At 62.4% G+C, this 22,669-nt stretch carries 18 protein-coding genes; 2 read left to right on the forward strand and 16 right to left on the reverse strand.

The genetic code is table 11. The annotated features are described in order from the left end of the window. Positions 1-4: 4 nt before the first annotated feature. The 4 genes from KSS96_RS19860 to KSS96_RS19875 form a co-directional block, all read right to left on the reverse strand. Positions 5-2,896, reverse strand: a complete 2,892-nt coding sequence (locus KSS96_RS19860; protein WP_217855262.1) for an RHS repeat-associated core domain-containing protein — start codon at positions 2,894-2,896, stop codon at positions 5-7. Positions 2,897-2,986: 90 nt separating this feature from the next. After that, positions 2,987-5,980 (reverse strand): RHS repeat-associated core domain-containing protein, encoded by a 2,994-nt coding sequence (locus tag KSS96_RS19865; RefSeq protein ID WP_135196155.1) that lies wholly within the window; start codon positions 5,978-5,980, stop codon positions 2,987-2,989. 184 nt (positions 5,981-6,164) lie between these two features. Continuing rightward, positions 6,165-6,458 carry a BolA family protein gene (locus KSS96_RS19870; protein WP_065877759.1) on the reverse strand — a complete coding sequence of 98 codons (294 nt, stop codon included), beginning with the start codon at positions 6,456-6,458 and terminating at the stop codon, positions 6,165-6,167. 6 nt (positions 6,459-6,464) lie between these two features. Next, a complete protein-coding gene (locus KSS96_RS19875) occupies positions 6,465-6,983 on the reverse strand; it encodes a DUF2059 domain-containing protein (RefSeq protein ID WP_017527734.1) in 519 nt (172 codons plus the stop codon). A gap of 180 nt (positions 6,984-7,163) precedes the next feature. Between KSS96_RS19875 and KSS96_RS19880 the strand changes: the two genes are divergently transcribed. Continuing rightward, entirely contained in the window at positions 7,164-8,546 is a 1,383-nt protein-coding gene (locus tag KSS96_RS19880; RefSeq protein ID WP_217855264.1) for a class II fumarate hydratase, read from the forward strand. Here KSS96_RS19880 and KSS96_RS19885 read toward each other — a convergent pair. The 12 genes from KSS96_RS19885 to pap all read right to left on the reverse strand — a co-directional run bounded on the left by KSS96_RS19885 (position 8,543) and on the right by pap (position 20,545). Then, complete coding sequence (locus KSS96_RS19885; RefSeq protein ID WP_017527732.1) at positions 8,543-9,499, reverse strand: DMT family transporter; 957 nt, start codon at positions 9,497-9,499, stop codon at positions 8,543-8,545. The two genes, KSS96_RS19880 and KSS96_RS19885, sit on opposite strands and share 4 nt — an antisense overlap. Before the next feature lie 78 nt (positions 9,500-9,577). Continuing rightward, positions 9,578-10,537: a fimbrial protein gene (locus KSS96_RS19890; protein ID WP_068935608.1), complete on the reverse strand. Its 960-nt coding sequence runs from the start codon at positions 10,535-10,537 to the stop codon at positions 9,578-9,580. Between the two features lie 78 nt (positions 10,538-10,615). After that, the gene (locus KSS96_RS19895; protein ID WP_017527729.1) at positions 10,616-11,152 is read right to left on the reverse strand and encodes a fimbrial protein; all 537 of its coding nucleotides are present in this window, start codon (positions 11,150-11,152) and stop codon (positions 10,616-10,618) included. 11 nt (positions 11,153-11,163) lie between these two features. Beyond that, a complete protein-coding gene (locus KSS96_RS19900; protein ID WP_017527728.1) occupies positions 11,164-11,643 on the reverse strand; it encodes a fimbrial protein in 480 nt (159 codons plus the stop codon). Positions 11,644-11,665: 22 nt separating this feature from the next. Continuing rightward, positions 11,666-12,160: a fimbrial protein gene (locus KSS96_RS19905; RefSeq protein ID WP_065877761.1), complete on the reverse strand. Its 495-nt coding sequence runs from the start codon at positions 12,158-12,160 to the stop codon at positions 11,666-11,668. A 10-nt stretch (positions 12,161-12,170) separates the two neighbouring features. Next, on the reverse strand, positions 12,171-12,743 hold the full coding sequence (locus tag KSS96_RS19910; protein ID WP_017527726.1) for a fimbrial protein: 573 nt from the start codon (positions 12,741-12,743) through the stop codon (positions 12,171-12,173). Positions 12,744-12,764: 21 nt separating this feature from the next. Further along, complete coding sequence (locus KSS96_RS19915) at positions 12,765-13,514, reverse strand: fimbria/pilus periplasmic chaperone (RefSeq protein WP_068935614.1); 750 nt, start codon at positions 13,512-13,514, stop codon at positions 12,765-12,767. After that, entirely contained in the window at positions 13,511-16,114 is a 2,604-nt protein-coding gene (locus tag KSS96_RS19920; protein WP_148674701.1) for an outer membrane usher protein, read from the reverse strand. Before KSS96_RS19920 ends, KSS96_RS19915 begins: the two co-directional genes overlap by 4 nt. Positions 16,115-16,133: 19 nt before the next feature. Continuing rightward, entirely contained in the window at positions 16,134-16,688 is a 555-nt protein-coding gene (locus KSS96_RS19925; RefSeq protein WP_080598137.1) for a fimbrial protein, read from the reverse strand. A gap of 57 nt (positions 16,689-16,745) precedes the next feature. Next, positions 16,746-17,267, reverse strand: coding sequence for a fimbrial protein (locus KSS96_RS19930; protein ID WP_065877765.1), 522 nt, complete (start codon positions 17,265-17,267; stop codon positions 16,746-16,748). 471 nt (positions 17,268-17,738) lie between these two features. Next, positions 17,739-18,923, reverse strand: a complete 1,185-nt coding sequence (locus tag KSS96_RS19935; protein WP_017527721.1) for a thiolase family protein — start codon at positions 18,921-18,923, stop codon at positions 17,739-17,741. 107 nt (positions 18,924-19,030) lie between these two features. Next, the gene (gene pap, locus KSS96_RS19940; protein WP_017527720.1) at positions 19,031-20,545 is read right to left on the reverse strand and encodes a polyphosphate:AMP phosphotransferase; all 1,515 of its coding nucleotides are present in this window, start codon (positions 20,543-20,545) and stop codon (positions 19,031-19,033) included. Between the two features lie 141 nt (positions 20,546-20,686). On the opposite strand from pap, the gene mnmC reads away from it, so the two are divergent. After that, a complete protein-coding gene (gene mnmC, locus KSS96_RS19945; protein WP_017527719.1) occupies positions 20,687-22,669 on the forward strand; it encodes a bifunctional tRNA (5-methylaminomethyl-2-thiouridine)(34)-methyltransferase MnmC2/FAD-dependent 5-carboxymethylaminomethyl-2-thiouridine(34) oxidoreductase MnmC1 in 1,983 nt (660 codons plus the stop codon).

Below are 22,669 nucleotides of genomic sequence, written 5' to 3' on the forward strand. Positions count from 1 at the left end.
GCAGTCAACGCCTGTGGGGGTCACGTACCCCCTGAACGCGATAATGCAGCCCGCCCATATGCTGCAGCATGAGCCGATAGGCACCGCGCCCGCGCGCGCCGGGATACCCATGCAAATCAACGGACCACAGTCGATCCCGATGCTGGTGCCAATGAACCGCAGTAAAGCGCGCCTCGCGCAAGTGGCTGAGCGCCAGAGCAATACTGCGCCCCTGGGTACTCAGGGGGTCTATTCCTTGCACGGCCGTCGTGTCGATCTCAAAGCCGGATGCTGTTACCGCCTGGCTTTGCTGAACCGGCGTATGCGCCTCGGCCACCGCTGACCTGCGCTGGCGGCGTGCACGGGAAGCATGGGACGTAGACGCCACTTCAAATGATGGAGCGGAGGACGCTTGTACGTTTTCCAGGGTTTGCGAGCGGGTTGGACCGCGCAGTTGGCGAGTGTCCCAGCCTATGCGAGCCAACTCGGGTGCGGGGTTGCGGTGCTGGGCGATCAGCGCCTCGGCTTGAGGTTTTGCAGCAAACGGGCCCGCATGCGCGTAAATAAGGTCTTGTTCGTAGGAAACGAGGAAAGAGACCCCTTCCACTTCCCGTCGCTGTTCATAGGCAAGCGACAGCAGCCTGGAAGCCTCTTCGTTGCTCAACCGGTAATGCTCAGCCATCCGCAGGGCGAGGCTCGTCAACTGTTCACCATATTGGCTGTCGGTCATCTGAGCAGGTTCGGTTCGAGGGCGTCGTTGGTGGCGATACACCACAGCAGCCCCCACCAATGCGCCGATAGAAGCGCCTGCCATTTCATGTCCCATCAACGCACCGCCTATAACCCCCAAAAGCATCATCAAAACAGCCACCGCGGTCAGCGCTAGCGGTGACACAGGTGCTGCGCGCTGCCCTTGCAGGCCGTCGCGATCAACAAACGTCACCGGGTTATTGCCCACCATGGCGTAGAGATTCAGCCCATCAACGGCGCCTGCCGGGTCGGGGCTGATCCAGCGCTGCAACCAAGGCGCGTAATACCGAGCCCCGTAGTAATACAGCCCACTGGCATCTCGCTCTTTAGCCGAATAGCGCAGGGTTTTGTAGTTGGCTTCAACGGCATTCCTGGCCGCCCACCAGGCCGTACCACCGAACGGATAAAACACTTCCTGACTGATCAATTGCGCCTGGCCATCCAGTTCCAGCGAACGGCTAGCCAAATGGTCGCCGATGCTGAAGCGGACCTGCTCGTTCGCCAGCCCCTCGGGTTGCCCTGCCTCCCATTGCAGTATCCGTGCGGGGCTACGCCCCAGCGACGCGGTGATTACATTCAACTGTTCCCCGGTGGCCGTATTGCTGCGGATTTCGAGCCCCGGCAAATAACGCACCTCTTGCACGAACGTGCGCATCCGGCCGCGGCTGCGCCGGCGCTTGAACACGCGCTGGCCGCTGCCGTCGTAGCCGTATGTTTCGTCATCGTCGTCGGCATCCTGGCCACGCCGCACTTGGGTCACCCGCGTCAACTGGTTGCGCACATTCCATGACATGGCCTGCCCTTGCACCAACTCCAGCTGATTGCCACATGCATCGAAACCTCGGCCCAAGCCTGGCGCATCCACCGCCGTCGGTTGCAGGCAAGCGTGGTTGCTGTAGCGGCCAACCGTGAAGTCGCGGGTGTACCCCGTGCCGACGGCCGGCCGGTGTTGGACGGTCTTGAGATTGCCACTCGCGTCGTAGCTGTACTGCTGGGTGTAGGCGCGCCACTGGCTGTCATCCACGGCACCGAACAGCACCATCGGCGCCGGCCCCTGTCCCGCCAGGGCGTGTGCATGTTCACGTCCCGTGGCGCGGATCAGTTGATAAAGCGTGTCATAGGCATACACCGCGTCAGCGGCGCTGTGCGCGTTATTGAACCAGCGCGTCGGCTGCACCGCGTCCTGAATACGCACAACGTTGCCAACACCGTCGTATTCATAATTCAAGACTTGCAGTGACGGGTTCTGACCACCCGCGCGATGCACCCGCAAACGCTGCAACCGGTTATCCGCCTCAGCGTAATCGGCCGAGGTAACGACGCCGTTACCGGCTCGCTCCGACAGCAATTGACCCGCCGCGTTGTAGGTACAGTGCTCCACCAGCACCTGTCGACGGCCGCCGGCAAGCAACACCGCGCCGGACATGAGCTGCCCCTCCAGGCCATAGCGCGACTGCGCGCGGTTGCCCTTGGCGTCGACTTGCTCCAGCAGCTGGCCCGACGCCGCATAGTGCCAGGTGGTGACAAACCGTTGCGCTTCCAGCAACGGCTCACGGGCCGTTGGCGATTCAGGCCAATCGAGCATCTGCGGTTGTTGCGCAAAGGCTCGACTTTGCCGCACAACCTGACCCTGCACGCCATAAGCCTCATAAAACAGCGTGCCGGCGGTGTCGTCATGGCGCACCAGGCGCCCGGCGTGCAGGCCACCCTGCGTGGCGGTGCCGTGGGAATAGGTCAGGCGTTCGACGCAACGCGGGGCAGGCTGATCGGCGGCGTGTTCAAACGTCGCCACGGTACGGAGCAGACGGTCGTATTCATAACGCTGATGAGCACCGCGGGCGTCCCACTGCTCCAGCAATTGCCCAGCCGCTCCCGGCAGCCTCAACTGCCAGCCGGCATCCACGCGGTCGATGCGCAGCAACATTCCAGAAAGGCTCAACTGCACGCGCTCATTGGGTTTAACCGCTGGGTCTGCCGCCTGCAGCGCGATCAGCCGCGAATCCCACTGCTCGTGCAACGCCCCCTGGGCGCCGAACACTCGGCGGGTGATACGTGGCTGGGGGCGCTCCCGCGCGGTCTCGCGATGATAAGCCACGCCGCGAACCGGTAACCCGCGCGGGTCAATGGCAGACAGCGTAGGGGTGTGTTGGTGTTGGGCGTAAGACATGGCACATAACCTCAATAATCCAAAGGTGCGCAAAGCGAAGACATGGCGGATGGGCACAAGGGCGGCTTTGGGCGGTGTTGTAAGTGGGCATCAGAGCCGCGCAACCCAGCTTCGCGACCATCTCGACGCCAGGTTCGAATACCCTTCCCTGGCCGCCTGTACCGCGAACCCGCGCCATTCGGTGAGCGCTGAAGTCAGGCCGCGCGCGGCCGTCACAGCGGTACGCGCCAATGCACTTTGCCCGGCCATGGACGAGCCGGTCAGGCGCACGGCCAATGCCTCTATGCCTGTCGAGACCCAGTACGCCCATGTTTGATTGAACATCCGGCTCAGGCCGCCGTGCATCATCGCCGTCGGGTCCGGAAGCTGCAGGGTCTCACCATGCGTATCAGCGACGGCGGTTGCATGGCCGGCACGAATCAACGTGCCCATGGCCCCGTCATAGGCCTCGACCATGGGGGTGACATTCGGCACGAGGGGCACCGGCACGTCCGCGCCGAAAAACGCGTTGCCAACGGTCGCGACCGCATAGGCCGCCGTCGCGCCGGCGGTTCTTGTGAGCCTGGCGCGCAGGGGCGTCGCGCCCCAAGAGAAACCGCTGCCGTGCCCGCGAATAATCTGTTGCACCAGTTCCCTGGCGAACGAGCGCACATGCCCAGCCAAGCGCAGGCGCGCTACAGGGTCCCAACCCTCCTCTGCGGACGGATGCAGCGACTCGGCATGCCCGGCGTACCCTCCTCCCGCCACACCGCCCGCTATCAGCCCGACCAGTGGCGCATAGCGCGTCCACCGACCGGCGAGCCCGGTACTCATGTGCACGACAGCCAGTGCATCCAGCGCCGCGACGGTATAGCGCAACGCCTGGTTGCCTGCCGCTGTCGGCGCAGTGCTGCCAAAGATCGCCACATCGACCCCCGCCGCGATGGCGTTGGCCAGATACGTCGACAACCCATCGCGAATCGCCGCCGAACCGGCCGCTTGGATCCGCGGCCTCAGGATTCGACCAATGTGCGCGGCAGTGCGTGTCCAGGAAATTGTGCGCAGTCGCCTGGGCCGGGAAACTGCCGTGGGTATTGAGGGCGCCAACCCCTGTTCATCCCCGTGGGTGACGGGATTACCGCCGACCATGGCATACAGGTTCAACCCATCGATATCGCCGGCCGGGTCCGGGCTGATCCAGCGGCATAGCCACGGCGCGTAGTACCTGAAACCGTAGTAATACAGCCCGCTGGCATCGCGTTCCTTACCCGAATAACGAATGAATGTGTAATCCGCCTCGCTGGCATTCCTGGCTGCCCACCACGCGGTGCCGCCATAAGGGTAGTAGCTCTCGTGGCTGATGCGTTGCGCCTGCTCATCCAACTCCAGCGTGCTGCTGCCCAAGTGGTCCGACAGCCCGAAACGAATCTGCGCCGGCTGAGCAACCCCGCCGGGATGCCGATCCCATTGCAACACCCGCACGGTCGTCGTGCCGACAGCCAGGTTGAGCACGTTCAACTGTTCGTCGGTGGCACTGTCATGGCGGATTTCCAGCCCCGGCAGGTATCGCACCTCGGCCGTATGCAGGCGGCCGCGAGCCTTGAACGACCGACGTTTGCGTATTCGTTGCCCTGCGGCATCGTACTCATAACGTTCCTCGTCATCGTCATCACCCGCGCGCGCTACCTGAATCAGGTGGGTCAATTGGCCGCGCGCATTCCACCCCATCCCGCGAATACCCTCCAGGGCCTGAAGATTGCCGCAGCGGTCATAACCCTGCCCCAGTCCCGGCGCAGCCGCACCATCGATCCGGGGCAAAAGATGATTGCTGTGCGCAGCTATCGTCATGTTGCGGGTGTAGCCCACCCCGCTGCTCGGCACATGGCGCAGTTGAAGCAGATTGCCGGCCGGGTCATAGCGAAAGTGTTGGGTGTAACGACGCCAGACACTGTCGTCGGTGGAGCCGAACGCCACCCAACCCGGTAACGCAGGGCCACCGCTGTTGCCGGCGGTTTCCCGTCCGCTGGCCTTGGTCAGTCGCGACAGTGTGTCGTACTCATAGGTGCTGAGCGCATCAACCCGGGTGTTGCGCGACCAGTGCGTCAGTTGTTCACGATCGTCGATCCGCACGATATTGCCGACGGGGTCATAGTCGTATTGCACGTCTTGCAACCGTTGCGCCGCAGCCCCCGGTAAATGGGCGATCATCTGTCGGCAGCGACCATCACACGGGTGATAGTGCAAGGTGCGCACGACGCCGTTTCCAGCCCGTTGGTGGAGCAACTGCCCTGCGGCGTTGTAACGGTATTGATCCGACAGGCACTGGCGCACGCTGCCCTTGAGCACCAGGAAAACGCCCGTCGTTTGACCGTCCACCCCATAGGCGTATTCAACGCGGTGCCCCTTGGCATCGGTGTGATACAAGCGCTCACCGAGCGCGTTGAACCCGGCGGTCGTGGCGAAACGTTCGAGCTCCAGGCGTGCCTCTCGTTGCGCCTCGGGCTGCGGCCAATCCAACACTGCATCCCACTGCCGAAAACGCCGGGTCTGCAGCGCGACCTCCCCGTGTACGCCATAACGCTCATGGAACACGCTGCCGCCGCCGTCATCATGACGAATGACCCGGCCACACCGATTGAGTGCCGCCTCTGCCACCGAATAGGCGCCATATTCAAGTCGCTCGACACAGTGAGGTTGCGCGTCACCGGAGGCTTGTTCGAACACCGCCACGGCCCGCAGGTACGGGTCATAGCGATAGGCCTGGTGTGCACCGCCGCCGCTCCAGATGTCGAGCACCTGCCCTGCCTCCCCGGGCAGCATTAACCGCAGGCCCGCGTCCACACTGTCGGTGCGCAAGGCTAGGCCGCCAAGACTGTAGACCGTGCGTTGATTGGCGAGCGTGGCAGGCTGCGAACGTTGCAATTGGAACAGCCGCGGGTCCCACTGCTCAACCATCGAACCGGCGCTGTCATGCACCTGCCGGCAAATGTGCGGCTGAGGAGGGTCGGAGGCTGTCGCGCGATAGTAGTCGACGTTACGCACAGTCAAGCCGCGAGGATCGTACGCCGTCAGCGAAGGGGTGAATTGATGCAGGGCATGGGACATGGGGTTGTGATCATCGGTTGTTAAATGATCACGAAGGCTATTGCTGGGGGCGCGCTGAAAAGCGGTAGTAGTGGAGCGTTTTGTGTATCCGGATGCGCAAAGCGAATACAGGCGTCAGTGTTCTAGGGGACCGCGTGTTGCGGGGCTTGGCCGATAAGCATCGGTGCAAACCCCGCATACGGTCTCAATGCCCGCCGGCGCAGGTCGGCGAGGCCGGAGCCGCGTCGATTGTGGCCCACTCCTCGGGCGTGTAGGTGTGCAGCGCCAGCGCATGGAACTCGCCCATCAGGTCGCCCAGGGTGGCGTAGACCTTCTGGTGGCGCTTGACCCGGTTGAGCCCCTCGAACTGCTGGCTGACCAGCACGGCCTTGAAGTGGGTCTGCACCCCCCGGCTGTGCATGTGGCTTTCATCCAGCACGCTCAAGTGTTGCGGGCCCAGGGCGGCGAGGGCCGTTTCGATACGCTGTTGCATAGTCATCGCTGCTTACTTCTTCTTGGCCGGTGCGGCGGCTTTGGGCGACAGTTCGTTGGTCATGTCTTCCAACAGCTTGTTGACCACCGGCACGGCGCTTTCCAGCTTGGCCTGGGTCATCTGGGCCGATTGCTGGGTCAGTTGCGGCATTTTTTCCAGGACTTTCTTGCCCAGTGGCGACTGGTAGAACGCAACCAGGTCCTTGAGCTCGGATTCACTGAAGTTGGTGGTGTAGAGCTTGACCATGTCCGGCTTCAGCTTGGGCCAGCCAATGGCCTGGTCCAGCGCGGCGTTGGCCTTGGCCTGGTAGCTGTCGAGTACGGACTGCTTGGCGGCGGGCGCCTTGGTCTGTTCGAAGCGCTGGGCGAACATTTGCTGCACTTGCATGTACACCGGGGTACCCAGCTTGTCGGCATGGGCCAGGGTCAGGAAGGCTTCGGCACTGGCGTTGTGGCTGGCGGTATCGGCAAAAACCTGGCCGCTGGCGCACACCAGAGCAACCGCGGTACAGATGGCACGAAGACGAGTCATCGAGTTTCCTTTCTAGCTGGCGAGGTAAGACCCCAAGGGCGCCCATTCTGCGCCTAAAAAACCTCGCGGCTCAACCCCGGGCCTTATCCGGCATGGATTGGCCGATGAAACGTCTTTTAGGGAACCCACCTGGCCGATCACGGCCTAAACTGCGCAAACGAACCTGAAGGAGTGTGCCCGATGAGCCGAATTGAAACCGACAGCCTGGGAGAAGTGGAAGTCCCGGAGGCTGCTTACTGGGGCGCCCAGACCCAACGTTCGCTGGTGAATTTCGCCATCGGCGAGCAACGCATGCCCCTGGCGGTGCTGCACGCGCTGGCCCTGGTCAAGAAGGCCGCCGCCCGGGTCAACGACCGCAATGGCGACCTGCCCGCCGACACCGCCCGCTTGATCGAGCAGGCCGCCGATGAAGTGCTCGACGGCCAGCACGACGACCAGTTCCCGCTGGTGGTGTGGCAGACCGGCAGCGGTACCCAAAGCAACATGAACGCCAACGAAGTGATCGCCGGCCGTGCCAATGAGTTGGCGGGCAACGAACGGGGCGGCAAGAGCCCGGTGCACCCCAACGACCATGTGAACCGCTCCCAGAGCTCCAATGACTGCTTCCCCACGGCCATGAGCATCGCGGCCGTGCAGGCCGTGCATCAACGCTTGCTACCGGCGATCGCCACGCTGTCCGGCGGTTTGGCGGAACTGGCGGCGCGGCACATGAAGCTGGTGAAGACCGGGCGCACCCACATGATGGATGCGACACCGATTACCTTCGGCCAGGAACTGTCGGCGTTCATCGCCCAACTCGATTACGCCGAACGCGCCATTCGCAGCGCCCTGCCCGCCGTGTGTGAACTGGCCCAGGGCGGCACCGCAGTGGGCACGGGCCTCAATGCGCCCCATGGCTTCGGCGAGGCGATTGCTTCTGAACTGGCCGCCCTCTCCGGCCTGCCGTTTGTGACCGCACCGAACAAATTCGCTGCCCTCTCCGGCCACGAGCCGTTGGTGACCTTGCATGGCGCGCTGAAAACCCTGGCCGTGGCCCTGATGAAAATCGCCAACGACCTGCGCCTGCTGGGCTCCGGCCCGCGTGCCGGCCTGGCAGAGGTGAAGCTGCCGGCCAACGAGCCGGGCAGTTCGATCATGCCGGGCAAGGTCAACCCCACTCAGTGCGAAGCGCTGTCGATGCTGGCCTGTCAGGTCATGGGCAACGATGTGACCATCGGCATGGCCGCCAGCCAAGGCCACTTGCAGTTGAACGTGTACAAGCCGGTGATCATCCACAACCTGCTGGAGTCGATCCGCCTGCTGGCCGATGGCTGCAATAACTTCCAGGAACATTGCATCGCCGGCCTTGAGCCAGACGCCGAGCAAATGGCCGCGCATCTGGAGCGTGGGCTGATGCTGGTAACGGCGCTCAACCCGCATATCGGCTATGACAAGGCGGCGCAAATCGCCAAGAAAGCCTACGCCGAAGGGTTGACGCTAAGGGAAGCGGCGCTGTCGCTGGGCTACCTCACTGACCAAGAATTCGATCAGTGGGTACGCCCCGAAGACATGCTCGGCAGCTAAGCCGTCACACGCAGCCGTCGGGCCTTGAGCCCGGCGAGCAGCGAGGGCGCCAACGCCACGGCCGCCGAGCCGAGCACCACCACGAATGCGCCGAAATAGCCCAAGGCATTGATCTCTTCGGCCTGCACGTAGTCCGGCCACAACCAGGCCGCCAAGGCCACCGCCACAAAGGTCACCAGCGGCGTGAGGGCCAGGGTCGCACTCACCCGCGACGCCTCCCAATGGGCCAGCGCTTCAGCAAACGCACCGTAGGCCACCAGGGTGTTCAGGCAGCACGCCAGCAGCAGCCAGCCTTGCAGCGGGCTCAGTTGCAGGGCCTCCAGCGGATGCGCCCAGGGCGTGAGCAGCAAGGCGCAGCTCAGGTAGATCACCATCATCACTTGCAGCGAGTTCCATACCGTCAGCAATTGCTTCTGGCCCAGGGCGTAGAACACCCACAGAGAGGTGGCGAGCAATACTGTGAGCACGCCGGCGGTGTAGGCGCCGAAGGAGGTCAAGAGTTCGACCAGGCGCTGATTGAAGAACAGGCCAAAACCGATGATCAGTACCACCAGCCCGATCATCTGCCCCAGGCTGAAACGCTCGTTGAACACGAATACGCTGGCGACCATCAGAAAGATCGGCCCCATCTGGATCACCAACTGCGCGGTGCCGGCGCTGAGGGTTTTAAGGCCCACCAGGTACAACACGTAGTTGCCCACCAGGCCGCACACGGCCATCGCCACCAGCCAACCGCCCCTGGGCCCCAGCACTTTGCGGCTCGGCAAACGTCGAGTGGCCGCGAGGTAGACAAACAGGCAACCACCGGCAACCGTCAGGCGAAACCAGGTCACGGTGATCGGGTCCATTGCCTGCAACACCTGCTTGAGTTTGACCGGCAGAATGCCCCAGAGCAGCGCGGTCAACAGGGTCAGGAAAAAACCGTAGACCCAGCGGCCTGAAGAAATGTGCATGAGTGCCCCAAAAACCGGAGGTGGAGGAGCCGGCATTCTAGGGTGATGCGCTGTGCTTTGGGTATCGATGATTGTGTGTCAGGGCACGCCCATCACCAATACACCGCTGCCGTTGATGGGCCCGGCCGCCGGGAAGGAGCCATTGCGCCGTACCAGCGAAAACGTCACATCGTCGCCGCCCACGCTGTTGGTGATACGGGTGAGGAACGAGCCATTTACCGGTACCGCCGTGCCGGCATGCACCATGGCCGTACCCACATCCGGATTGCTCATCATCAGCAGGCGCGTGTCGAACCCTGTTCGGGTGCCTTTGTAGGTAATGGTGATCGGCGTGGTAATGCCGCCATCCGGGCATGAGTAAGTGAGCCTGCGGTTGCTGACGATCGATGAGGTCAACGGGTCAGTGCCGATTGCGCGCTGGTGCACCGTGCCGAAGTTGATCTCGATCGGGTTGTTATTGTTGATCGTGCAGCTGGAGGGGGAGACGGTAAAGTTATTCGCGGCGATATAGGTGACGCTGAGCTGCGCTCGGCTGCCGTCGTAGTTGTTCGAACTGGTAAGGCGCAACAACCCCAGGTTGTCGCCGATGCGCACATCGAACGGATTGGACGGGTAGTTACGCATCAAAATATAGGGCGTGATATCGATCGGGTAGCTTCTCAGGTCGTCCGGCATCGTCGCTGCACGCACTCCATTTTGGATGGGCGTATTGAAAAACCCACCGTTGATACGCAGGCCAGTGCGTTCACCGCTGAACCTCGGTCCCGGTGTCCAGGCGCTCCCTGACGCATTGCCGGTGGCCCAGTAGTCCGCCCTCCAGGACGGGCTCTGCGACCCTGGGGAAAACCTGCATTCAAGCCGCGCGCCTTCCAGCGTGATTCTCGTACGATCGGCGGCCAGAGCAACCGTAACCGGCACCTGCAAGTTAGGATTACCCGTTTGCCAAGCGCCGCCATTCACACGGCAATCAACGGCTTGCGCGGTCGTTGCAACACCCGTCAGGGCGAGAAGCGCGAAGGCTCCCAAAAATCCTTTCATTTTGATCTCTCTTGCTCTTGCCTATCCAGATACTGCCCAACGAGCCTTCACAGCCCGCGTCTTGAGGGCGGCACGCTGCTAGGGGTAGTCCAACGTAAAAGTCGAGGTCACCGTGTAAGCACCGTGCCCAATGGTTTGATCGCGGATGGCCGCCGGCTCGCCCTGCACATAGGCTTTGAGCTCGATCACATTGCTGCCATCACTGAGCACCTGCCTGTCGCTCACGCTATTGACGGGCAACGGCTTGTCGCCGAGGGTTTCCAGCCCGACCCCGATACCCGAGGCACCACTGCCGGCGTCCAGCGCGAGTAGACCGGGGAGCTCTGGGTTTCCCGTGCCGCCAAAGGTGATGGTCACCGAGTCGCTGATGGTGGTGTCGCACTCTTGCAGGTGCAGCTGGAAACGCCGGCCCACCGAACGCGTGTTGATATAGAGATACTTGCTGGTCAGGTCCCACAGCTCCAAGGTGATGGCCTCGTCACCGGGGCGCAGGGTGCAGGCTTCTTCCACCAGACTGCCCTTGAAACGCAGGTTGTCCGCCGCCTGCCCCAGCGGGGCCAGGCCGCAGGTGAGCAGCAGCGCCAGTGCGCCCTTTTGAACCCTTTCATGTCGCATAGACTCGACTCCTACTGGTATTCGGCCAACAGCGTGGCCACCGCCGTGAAGCTGGCGGCGCTCAGGGTTGCGCCGGGTTGTTGGACGGGCACCACTTCCAGTGTCGGCGGTGACGACAGGGTTATGTCCAGGGGGGTATTGAGTGGAAACGGCTGGCTGTCCTGGAAAACCCGTATCCCCAGCGCCGGCACGCTGGTCTGCACCGCCGAGCCGTCAAACGTCGTGGGTGTGCCGTTGACGCTCAACTTCAGCACCCAAGGCAGCGTGTCGGTGCCACAGGTGATGGTGTAACCCACGTGCTTGCGGTACTTCACGCCATCGACGCGCTTGACCCCCACATCGCCAAAATCGACTTCAATGGTGTTGCCCCCCTCAATCGTGCAGGGCGGTGGTTCATTCAATGTTCCGCTGAATGTCACGTTGGCCGATGCGCCGCCATGCAGGCCGACGGCGCACAGGAAAAACAGCGCTCGCTGCTGCCTGAATGTCATGGGTCGTTCCTCTTTATCGCCGTCATTGATAATCGACCACCAGGGTGGCGGTCGCATCGAACGCCCCGCCGGTCAGTCGGCTGCCCGCACGCTTGACGGGCACCGCCTGCACCGCGGGGAACTGGGGGTAGGTAAAGTTCACGGCGGTATTCAACGGCCAGTCGGCGCCATTGACGAACAGCTTGACCCCAAGGTCCGCCTTGCGGGTCGCGAGCACGCGCCGGTCGAACGCGGCGCCCGTGCCTCTGAGTTCCAGGGTCAAGGCGTTACTGAAGGGGGAATCACAGGTGACGGTATAAGGCACCTCGCGACGATAGTTGACCCCATCGATCCGTGACGTCAGCAGGTCATTTCCAAACGGTACATTCAGCGTACCGCCGCTGTTGATGACGCACGGTGGTGGCGCAACGATCACCGCGCGGATGGTCAGGTTAGTATCGGCCTGCGCCATCCGGCAGGCCACCCACAGCAAGGCGCCCCCGACCAGAATGGCGCGCGACCTGTTTGTGTAAGCCATTGTTCTGCCCTCACTCATAGTTGAGCCTGAAATCCACGACGGCCCTGAACGCCCCGCTGGTCAAGGGTGCGGCGGTGCGCGTGGGTTGAACCTTCCAGGTCTGGGTGGTGGCGCCCACAGCCAGGAACAACGGTTCGCCCCGCGCCCCCAATTGCACATCCCGCCCCAGCGCATCGGTCAGGCGCAGGCCCATCCCGGTGATGCCTTGCACCCTGACCAGCCGCGGGTCATCGGCATCGGCGGGTGCGATAAACGCAACCGACAGCACCGGCTGATAGGCACTCCATGTCAGGTTCCCGGTACGTTCATTGCGGAGGCTGCCGGCGGTTCGCTGGCAATCATCGAAGCGCAATTGAAAGGCCACCGGGTTCGCCTGATCGCCGGGCCGTTGCAGTTGGCTGGTCGAGACCTCACCCAGGTCAATCGTTTGGTTGACGGCGGTCATCTCCAGGCTGCATGGGCTCTCATGCAGGGACCCGAGCACGTTCAGCAGTCCATTCATACCTTCCACGTCCTGGGCGTGCGCCCGCCCCATCAGCATCAGCAGCAGGCCGGCGAAGACTTTCACGGTGTTCGACTTCATGACGTTCTCCAACCCCAGGCGTTACTCATTGGACGGCGCTACCTGGCACGTTTCGCCACGGCAGGTGAAGGCCAGCAACGGACGTCCGCCGTAGTCGTTCACATAACTCAAATAGGGGGCCGTCCCCAATGCCGTCGCCGTGGGTTTCAACTTCAGCGAGTCTTTGGGCGCCACCATCATGGGCTCGAAACCCGCCACGGTTTTGCCGTCCTTGGTGCTGCGTGCATCCACCAGGGTCACGTAGTAAGGCGTGGGGTTGTTGACGATGTAGTGATCGCCCGCACGGGTCAGGGTGAGCTTTTCCTGCCAAGGGTTGGACAGGTCTTGCTGGCTCGGCTCGATCGCCTGCGGCCGGTAGAACAACTTGATGCGGGTCTGCAGGGCAATTTGCAGGGTGTTGGATTTGTCGCTGCGCGGCGGAATCTCCCGCAGGTTGAAGTAGTACACCGTTTCCCGGTCCTGGGGCAGCAACCTGGCCGCCGGCAACGCCTGCACCTTGACCTGGCTTTGCGTGCCGGGCTCCAGGCGTTGCACCGGCGGCAGGACGATCAACGGCGTGGTGATTTTCTGGCCGGCTTCATCCTCGATCCAGCCCTGGGCCAGGTACGGTAGTTGGGTGTTGTTATTGGTGATGTTCACACTGGTGGCCTGTTTGCCCCCGTCGAAAATTACGCGGGTGCGGTCCAGGCCGACAGCGGCGCTGGCACTGTGAATCAAGCCAGGCCCCAGCAGCGCGAAGGCCAGGGTGATGAGGCGCATGTTCGGCATCATGAGGATGTGTTCTCCGTATCGATAGGCGTCCCGGTCAATGCTGCCGGGTCGGTTGAAGATTGATCAGCGGCCAACAGTTGGCAGCGCAGGTTCAGGGCATCGGTCAGGCCGTCCATGGGCAAAATGGTCGGCAGCGTGACGGTGCAGCGCTCGGCACCGCCCCAACTGACGATCATCCGTTCGCCGGCCTGAATCCCGCTGAGGTAGACATGGCCGTCGTCATTCACAATGCCGGTGTCCTGCTGCCTGAGGTTTTTCACCGTCGCGCCGAAGGGCGGTGCGCTGCTGTCCGGCAGGCGAAGTACCGCCATCGCCTTCTCACCGGAAATCACTTCCAACGAGCGATAGCCGATAGCCCCTTCGGTGAGCGTCAGTTGTGTCACCGATTGGGTGGCTTCGACATTGGCTGGCAAGCGCTCCAGATCGACACTGGCAGAGGTGCGCTGGTAGCTGCCGATGTCGGCAATGACCGCCTTGCCGAACGCGTTGCTGCGGGTGGGCGAGCCATAACCGCGCACTGGCACATCGGGCACACCCGCGGTATCGATCATCAACCGGGTACCGCCGGTGCTTTGGGTGCGATGCAGGGCCGCACCGTAGGGCGTGAGCGTGCCACCGCCACGCGCCGACACGCCGAGGCTGCTGTAACTGCCTTTCTGCGTACTGGCGCTCAGATCAATGTCGGCTGCATCTCCCATGTGGCTCAGATAACCACTGGCCGATTGGTTGCTCGCACCGATCTGGTAACTGTTGCGTTCATCCAGGCGATCGCTGTAGCGCGCCGCCAATGGGTTTTTACCCGAACCGCTGTTGGCATCCAGCGACAAGGTACCGGTGCGCCCCAATGGCAGGCTGACCATCAGCGACATGCCGTTGCCCTTGTAGTTGTAATCCTCGCTGCGGTACATGTTCAGCGACAGGCTCATGTTTTTTATGGTGCCCACGTTGAAGTAGCGCGACACCGCCAGGTTCCAGCGCTGGGTGTCCGAACGGTTCCAATACGTCTGTTTGTTGTAACTGGCATAGACGGTGGCACCCAGGTCGCGAAACTGCTTATTGAGGGTCACGGTATAAAGGGCCTTGCTGGCACCAAGCGGTTTCCAGCTGTCGCGCCCTTCAACGTACTCATCGCGACTGCCGCGTTCGCCATTGAGGCCGTAATAACGCGCGTCCAGGTATTCACTCATGCTCAAGAAGTTCTCCTGGGAGAACCGGTAACCGGCAAACGTCACCTGACTGTCGTAGGCTTCAAAGTTCTTCGAGTATTGAAGGCGCAACGACTTACCCGAGAGGCTTTCATTCCAGACCCTGGCGCGCGATTGCGTCACGTCCAGCGAGACGGCGCCGAACGCCAGCAGGTCGCGCCCCGCCCCCACCGACATTGCCCGGTAGTTGCTATCGGTGATGCCGCCGCCAAACAAGGACCAACCATTGCTGATGCCCCAGGAGAATTCGCCGGTGGCAAACGTCTTACCCTCGGCGCCGTGTTGAAGCCGGGTCGGTCGCCCACTCGCCAACTTGTAACGAACTTGGCCGGGGCGGGTCAGGTAGGGAACGCCTGCCGTATCGATCTTGAAGGTGTGGACCGAACCGTCCTGCTCCTCGACCCGCACATCCAGGGTGCCCGACACTGCGTCATTGAGGTCCTGGATACGAAAAGGTCCCGCCGCCACCAGGGTTTCATACAGCACACGGCCCTGCTGGCTGACGATCACCTTGGCATTGGTTTTAGCCACCCCGACCACCTCCGGTGCGTATCCACGCAGGTTGGGGGGCAACTGGCTTTCGTCCGAGTTGAGCGCAGCACCGGTAAAACGGAAGCTGTCAAACAGGTCCGAATACAGGTAGTTCTCACCCACCAGCAAACGGGCGCTCAGCGAGGGCACCGCGCGATACGCGTAATAGCGGCTCCATTCCAGCTTCTGGGGCCCGGCCGCCGACTCGCGACCATTTTCGACACGCCCCTGCCAATCCGCCCTCAGGCGCCAGGCCCCGGCATTGGCCCCCACCGTTCCGTTGCCACTCAGGTTCTTGCGCTGGCCGTCGTTGCGCTGGAAGATCGACTGCGCCGTCAGGTTGTAGTCAACCAGCAACCCCGGCACGCCTTCATCCCAGCGTGAGGGCGGGTCCCAATTGATAGCGCTGTATTGAAGGTACGCCTGGGGCAGGCTGATGTTCAGCCTGGACGTGGCCAGGTCGGCACTGACCTGCGTGCCGGGCAAGCCCTTCAGATCAAGGCATTCGCCACCGCGCCACGACGCAAGGCCGGCGGCCTGCGTGGCCTTGAGGCCCAGTTGCCCAACCAAGGCCGGCGACAAACACGCCTGACTGCCCTTTGGATCATCGTCAGGCGGATAGAACGTGACTGATTGTTCTGAAACAGGCTGGGCATTGACCTGCACCACCATTGAGTAAGTGCCCGGCAGAATAAACCCGCTGTGCGCAAACCGGGACAAATCAATATTGCTGCGATCACTCAGGTCAAGCACGTCAGTATTGAACTCGATATCCCCAGCACCCAATGCCGTTCCGGCCAACGACATCAGCCCACCCAACACACTTGGGGCGAACGTGTGTCTGACTTTCAATGTATTCAACATGCAAGCAATCCATCACTGTTCAAAAGTATTCCAACTTGAACCGCACGGCGGCACTGTGGGGGCCAACGATCAGTGGCAATCCGTTGCCGATCAAACTGAGCGTGTAGTCAAGAGTCATGCTGCCTTCACTCAATGGCCTGGGCGCCATGCGCTCACCCGGCACGCTTTCCTCGCCGGCGGAATCGACGATATGCAGGGCAACGCCCTGTGAACCGCCGAAGACCGCGAATGAGCGCCCGCTTCGATCGGTCGGGCCGTCAAACGTCACTCGCATGTGCTGCCAATCCGGCAAGGTTCCCCCGGGGCGCGAAGGGTCCGGCCGACTCAACGTGCAATTGACCAGGCGCAACTGGAAGGGATGCGTTTCACCCCGCGTGTTTCGCAGCAGCCGCCCCACCGGTTCCGCAGGCATCTCGACGGTTTGATCGAGGCTGCTCAGCTCCAGCCCGCAGGCCGAATCAACCACCTCGCCGCCTAACGTGACGACCCCCTCGCCCTGGGAAGATGACTGCGCAAAAACGCAAGGGCCAAGGAGCAACGTCACTGAAAAGGCGATAGGGATATGTATGGATATATTCACGTGGACCTCCCGCCAGCGTGCCCCCGCCACCTGCAGTGGCGGGGGCGCAACTTACTGATAGGCCAAGGTGAAATTGGCCACCGCGCTGAAGTCACCGGGAACGATGTCCCCCGTGGCGACGCCTTGCACATAGGCACCGAACTGCAGGGTGTTATCACCGGCGCTGATTGGCTGCGGGGCAGTAGGCACCCCCAATTTCACCGCGCTGCCGCCGTGGGTCATCATGATGCCGATGCCGCCGGCGCCCCCCACGGTGCCGATAGCGCCCGGTACTACGGCCGACGGTGCCCCGGTGAACGTGGTGGTCACCGTGTTATCGGTCAGGTCGGCCAAATCGCACCCTTGCAGTTCGATCAGCACAGGCCGGGCCTCGGACTTGCCACCGGTTTGCAGTTGGTGCTTTGCAATGGCGCCCAAGTTAACGGTTTGATCAACGGATTCAGGCTTGATGGAACACGCCCCCGAATGAACCGAGCCCAAAAACGTCACCGTCCCTTGAGACGCTTGCGCAACGGACAACGAACCGGCCAACACACCGGCAGACAACAGCGCAACGTTCAATATCGTTTTCATTCACAGTTTCCTACTTATCAAGTGTCATTAAAAAGCGCCGCCACGGACGTGCAAGGCGCTTACTAATCAGCGGTTTAAACAATGCGTTTGATCGGGCGACCGTATTGGCCCTGGCAACTTTTTATTGTGCTTTCGGGCCGCCAATCAACGGCATGCAAGTTCCCACTCCACACTTGGATAAACAACCCATCAACATCAGATGATTGCGTAGGCAAAGTCCATCACGACAAATAGGAAACTTATGGCGTCCTACATAAATAATAAGTTGATCTGAAGGAAGCGGACTACATTGGCGTTAGTTAACGCACCTACTCACCAGCAAAAACTGTCAGAACCAAACGAGATAAACTTGAAAGTCCAACCGTGTTAAACATCGACCCATTAATGGCTTATTGATTATTTGAAGGTAAAGAAAAGGGGGAGCAAGCTCCCCCTTTCAATGGTTATCGGATGCCGCAGGGCATCACTGCGCTAGCGCACCGCCTCGAACAACCCTGTCGCGCCCATGCCACCGCCCACGCACATGGTGACGATGCCGTAACGCAGGTTGCGCCGTTGCAACTCGCGCACCAGATGCCCGACTTGCCGCGAGCCGGTCATGCCGAACGGATGGCCGATGGCGATCGAACCACCGTTGACGTTGTACTTGGCGTTATCGATTTCCAGGCGATTGCGGGCGTAGAGGCATTGGGAGGCGAACGCTTCGTTGAGCTCCCACACATCGATGTCCGCCACCTGCAAGCCGCGCGCCTTGAGCAACTTGGGCACCGAGAACACCGGGCCGATGCCCATCTCGTCCGGCTCGCAACCCGCGACGGTAAAGCCGCGGAAGAACGCCTTGGGCTTGAGCCCCAGCGCCAGGGCTTTTTCCAGGCTCATCACCAGGGTCATCGAAGCGCCGTCGGACAGCTGCGAGGAATTGCCCGCCGTCACCGAGCCATCTTCGGCGAACACCGGTTTCAAGCCCTGCAGGCTGGCCAGGGTGGTGTCGGGTCGGTTGCAGTCGTCGCGGTCCACCACGCCTTCCAGTAGCTGCACCTCGCCGGTGGCCTTGTCCTCGACCTTGTAGGTGACCTTCATGGGTACGATTTCATCATTGAACAACCCGTCCGCCTGGGCCTGGGCGGTACGTTGCTGGCTCTGCAGGGCGTACAGATCCTGTTCCTCGCGGCTGACGTTATAGCGGCGCGCGACGATTTCGGCGGTCTGGCCCATGGGGAAATAAATACCCGGCACCTGCGCCTTGAGCAGTGGGTTGATCAGGTTGTCGGTGTTGACGCTTTTCATGGTCAGGCTGATGGACTCGACGCCCCCGGCGACGATGATATCGCTGCAGCCGGAGGCGATCTGGTTGGCGGCAATCGCAATCGCCTGCAAGCCCGAGGAACAAAAGCGGTTGAGGGTCATGCCTGCCGTGCCGGTGCCCAGTTGCGACAGCACCGCCACGTTGCGCCCGATGTTGTAGCCCTGGGCGCCTTCATTGGAGCCGGCGCCGACGATGCAGTCTTCTACCGTGGCCGGGTCGATGCCATTGCGGGTCAGCAGCGCGTTGACGCAATGGGCCGCCATGTCGTCCGGACGGGTCTGGTTGAACTTGCCGCGAAAAGACTTGGCCAGGCCGGTTCGCACACTGTCGACGATCACTACTTCACGCATGGGCTACCTCGATCTTGTGGTTGTTGGGAGATGGATCGAGGATAGATCCAGGCCTGCCCGACCGCGACGATCATTCACCCCATGGATGCGAAAGCATGACGGTGAGGTTATTTCTTTTTCTTCTTGTCGCGCTTATCGGTTTCGGCGAACGCCTCCTCCAGCGCCTGGTTGATGGTGCGCAACACCTTGACCCGCGCCCAGCGCTTGTCGTTGGCTTCCACCAAGGTCCAGGGCGAGACTTCGGTGCTGGTGCGATCGACCATGTCGCCCACGGCGGTGCGGTAGGCGTCCCATTTGTCGCGGTTGCGCCAGTCGTCTTCGGTGATCTTGAAGCGTTTGAAGGGGATTTCTTCACGGGCCTGGAAGCGTTCCAGTTGGGTGTCTTTATCGATGGCCAGCCAGAACTTGACCACGATCACGCCCGCATCGCGCAGTTGCTCTTCAAAGTCATTGATCTCGCCATAGGCGCGCATCCAGTCCGCCGGTGTGCAAAAGCCTTCGATGCGCTCCACCAGCACGCGGCCGTACCAGGAGCGGTCGAACACCGTGAACATGCCCCGCGCCGGGATTTTCTGCCAGAACCGCCACAGGTAGGGTTGGGCGCGCTCGTCTTCGCTCGGCGCGGCAATCGGTACGATGTGGTACTGGCGCGGGTCCAGCGCCGCCGCCACGCGACGGATCGCGCCGCCCTTGCCGGCCGCATCGTTACCTTCGAACACCGTAATCAACGCGTGTTTGCGCATGCGCTTGTCGCGCATCAGGCCAGAGAGCCGCGCCTGCTCGGTGATCAGCTGTTCTTCGTAGTCGTCCTTGTCCAGGCGCAGGGTCATGTCGAGGCTGTCGAGCAGGCCCTTCTTGTCCACGGCGGCGATCAGCGGCGCCGGGTTCATGCCGCTGGCCTTGCCCTTGGGCTGCTTCAGGGCATTCTGCATGCCTTCCAGCAGCAGTTTGCCCACGGTGAGCCCGCGATAATTGCTGTCCACCCCTTCGATCACATGCCACGGCGCGTAATCACGGCTGGTGCGGCGCAGCACGCGCTCGCCGAAGTGCACGAACTTGTCGTAGGTCTGCGATTGTTGCCAATCCAATGGGCTGATGCGCCAACTGTGCAGCGGGTCGTCGGCCAGGGCTTTGAGTCGCGCCTTCATTTGCTTCTTGGAAAGGTGGAACCAGAATTTGAAGATCAGCGCGCCTTCATCGCAAAACATTTTTTCCAGGCGCTCGGCGCCGGCGATGGCCTGGTCGAGCCGCGCGTCCTTGATTTGCCCATGCACCCGGCCTTGCAGCATCTGGCTGTACCAGTTGCCGAAAAAGATGCCCATGCGGCCTTTGGCAGGCAACTGGCGCCAGTAGCGCCAGGCGGGTGGCCGGGCCAGTTCTTCGTCGGTCTGCTGGTCGAAGGTGCGCACTTCGATCAGGCGCGGGTCCATCCATTCATTGAGCAGCTTGACCGTCTCGCCCTTGCCGGCGCCTTCGATGCCATTGATCAAGATGATCACCGGGAAGCGCTTTTGCTGTTGCAGCTCGTACTGCGCCTCCAGCAGGGCCTCGCGCAAGGCCGGCACTTCGGCGTCGTAGGTGTCTTTGTCGATGGCGTGACCGATTTCGGCGGATTCGAACATGGGCAGCTCCGTTTCAAGATGGCTCAAGACTAGCGGATTGGGCAGCAACACGCGGGAGGAAATTCCACGCATGCTTGCCATGGGTCAATTGATTGCCTGTTGATCAGCTAGAATGGCGGCCTTGCCTTTGCCGAGCCGCCCATGAACCCCGTATTGCCCCACGCCCAGCTCGACTGGGATGACCAAGGTCGCCCGCGCTCGCGGGTGTTCGACGACGTGTACTTCTCCGACAAGTCGGGCCTTGAAGAAACCCGCTATGTGTTCCTTGAACAGAACCGTTTGCAGGAACGCTTTGCCGCCCTGCCGGTGGGCGGGCGGTTGGTGATTGGCGAGACCGGCTTCGGCACCGGCTTGAATTTCCTGTGTACCTGGCAGTTGTTCGCGCAACAGGCGGTGGCCGGGGCGCACCTGCATTTCGTCAGCGTGGAAAAGTACCCGCTGAGTTACGCCGATCTGCAACGGGCACTGGCCCTGTGGCCGGAACTGCAGCCCTTCGCCGAACAGTTGCTGGCCCAGTACGTCGCCATCCACCAAGGCTTCCAGCGTTTAGTGCTGGACGGCGGTCGCGTGACCCTGACGCTGTTGATCGGCGATGCCCTGGAGCAACTGCCGCAGCTGGATGCCCAGGTCGACGCGTGGTTTCTCGACGGCTTTGCGCCGGCGAAAAACCCCGACATGTGGACCGCCGAGTTGTTCGCCGAACTGGCGCGGTTGGCCGCGCCCGGCGCAACCATCAGCACCTTTACCAGCACGGGTTGGGTAAGGCGGCTGATCAACGCCGCCGGCTTCAAAATGAAGCGCACGCCGGGGATCGGCCATAAATGGGAAATTTTGCGCGGTGAGTTCATCGGCTGGCCCGAACAACTGCCTGCGCCAGCGGCCGGCGCGCCGTGGTTCGCCCGCCCGGCGCGGCACACGGGCGAGCGCCACGCGCTGGTCATCGGCGCCGGCCTGGCCGGTTGCGCCACCGCTGCCAGCCTGGCCGCCAGGGGCTGGCGCGTCAGCCTGCTGGAACGCCATGGGGCGTTGGCCCAGGAAGCCTCGGGCAATCCGCAGGGGGTGTTGTACCTCAAGCTGTCGGCCCACGGCACGGCACTGTCGCAACTGATTGTCAGCGGGTTCGGCTACACACGCCGCCTGCTCGAGCATTTGCAGCAAGACGTCGACTGGCAGGCCTGCGGCGTGCTGCAACTGGCGTTCAATGCCAAGGAAGGCGAGCGCCAGGCGCAATTGGCCCAGGCCTTTGCCCCTGACCTGCTGCATACCCTGGACCGCGCCGAGGCCCAGGCCCGCGCCGGTGTGCAACTGGCGCACGGCGGGCTGTTTTTTCCGCAGGGTGGCTGGGTGCATCCGCCCGCGCTGTGCCAGTGGCAAGCGCAGCAGCCGGGGGTGCAGTTGCTGCTGCATCAAGAGGCCCTCACCTTGCAGCAGGTCGACGGGCAATGGCAGGCACGCGACGGCGAGACTCTGCTGGCCAGCGCGCCGGTGGTGGTGTTGGCCGGCGCCGCCGAGATCAAGCGCTTCCCGTTCAGCGCCCAGTTGCCGCTCAAGCGCATTCGCGGCCAGATCACCCGGTTGCCGCAAACCGCCGACAGCCAGGCACTGGCCACAGTGGTCTGCGGCGAGGGTTATATCGCGCCGGCACGGTTGGGCGAACATACCCTCGGCGCCAGTTTTGACTTCGCCAGCGATGACCTGACGCCCACGGCCGGCGAGCACAGCGGCAACCTGCAGATGCTGCGCGACATCTCGGTCGACTTGCTCGAACGCCTGGCCGCCGACCAGGCAGACCCCACGCAGCTCCAGGGGCGCGCCGCGTTTCGCTGCACCAGCCCGGATTACTTGCCGATTGTCGGCCCGTTGGCCCACAGCGAAGACTTCGCCCAGGCCTACGCCGTATTGCGCAAGGACGCACGCCAGGTCCCGCAAACGCCCTGCCCCTGGCTCGAAGGCCTGTACATCAACAGCGGCCACGGCTCACGCGGCCTGATCACCGCGCCACTGTGCGGCGAGCTGCTCGCGGCGTGGCTCAACGACGAACCGCTGCCGGTGCCCGTCGGCGTCGCACAGGCCTGCCACCCCAATCGGTTTGCCGTGCGCGGCCTGATGCGCAATCAAAAGTAA

The sequence above is a fragment of the Pseudomonas asgharzadehiana genome, assembly GCF_019139815.1.
Lineage (GTDB): Bacteria > Pseudomonadota > Gammaproteobacteria > Pseudomonadales > Pseudomonadaceae > Aquipseudomonas > Aquipseudomonas asgharzadehiana.

Excerpts from the sequence above, each read along its gene's own strand:
- KSS96_RS19860 (WP_217855262.1), bottom strand. The coding sequence starts at position 2,896 with ATGTCTTACGCCCAACACCAACACACCCCTACGCTGTCTGCCATTGAC.
- KSS96_RS19865 (WP_135196155.1), bottom strand. The coding sequence starts at position 5,980 with ATGTCCCATGCCCTGCATCAATTCACCCCTTCGCTGACGGCGTACGAT.
- KSS96_RS19870 (WP_065877759.1), bottom strand. The coding sequence starts at position 6,458 with ATGACTATGCAACAGCGTATCGAAACGGCCCTCGCCGCCCTGGGCCCG.
- KSS96_RS19875 (WP_017527734.1), bottom strand. The coding sequence starts at position 6,983 with ATGACTCGTCTTCGTGCCATCTGTACCGCGGTTGCTCTGGTGTGCGCC.
- KSS96_RS19880 (WP_217855264.1), top strand. The coding sequence starts at position 7,164 with ATGAGCCGAATTGAAACCGACAGCCTGGGAGAAGTGGAAGTCCCGGAG.
- KSS96_RS19885 (WP_017527732.1), bottom strand. The coding sequence starts at position 9,499 with ATGCACATTTCTTCAGGCCGCTGGGTCTACGGTTTTTTCCTGACCCTG.
- KSS96_RS19890 (WP_068935608.1), bottom strand. The coding sequence starts at position 10,537 with ATGAAAGGATTTTTGGGAGCCTTCGCGCTTCTCGCCCTGACGGGTGTT.
- KSS96_RS19895 (WP_017527729.1), bottom strand. The coding sequence starts at position 11,152 with ATGCGACATGAAAGGGTTCAAAAGGGCGCACTGGCGCTGCTGCTCACC.
- KSS96_RS19900 (WP_017527728.1), bottom strand. The coding sequence starts at position 11,643 with ATGACATTCAGGCAGCAGCGAGCGCTGTTTTTCCTGTGCGCCGTCGGC.
- KSS96_RS19905 (WP_065877761.1), bottom strand. The coding sequence starts at position 12,160 with ATGGCTTACACAAACAGGTCGCGCGCCATTCTGGTCGGGGGCGCCTTG.
- KSS96_RS19910 (WP_017527726.1), bottom strand. The coding sequence starts at position 12,743 with ATGAAGTCGAACACCGTGAAAGTCTTCGCCGGCCTGCTGCTGATGCTG.
- KSS96_RS19915 (WP_068935614.1), bottom strand. The coding sequence starts at position 13,514 with ATGATGCCGAACATGCGCCTCATCACCCTGGCCTTCGCGCTGCTGGGG.
- KSS96_RS19920 (WP_148674701.1), bottom strand. The coding sequence starts at position 16,114 with ATGTTGAATACATTGAAAGTCAGACACACGTTCGCCCCAAGTGTGTTG.
- KSS96_RS19930 (WP_065877765.1), bottom strand. The coding sequence starts at position 17,267 with ATGAAAACGATATTGAACGTTGCGCTGTTGTCTGCCGGTGTGTTGGCC.
- KSS96_RS19935 (WP_017527721.1), bottom strand. The coding sequence starts at position 18,923 with ATGCGTGAAGTAGTGATCGTCGACAGTGTGCGAACCGGCCTGGCCAAG.
- pap (WP_017527720.1), bottom strand. The coding sequence starts at position 20,545 with ATGTTCGAATCCGCCGAAATCGGTCACGCCATCGACAAAGACACCTAC.
- mnmC (WP_017527719.1), top strand. The coding sequence starts at position 20,687 with ATGAACCCCGTATTGCCCCACGCCCAGCTCGACTGGGATGACCAAGGT.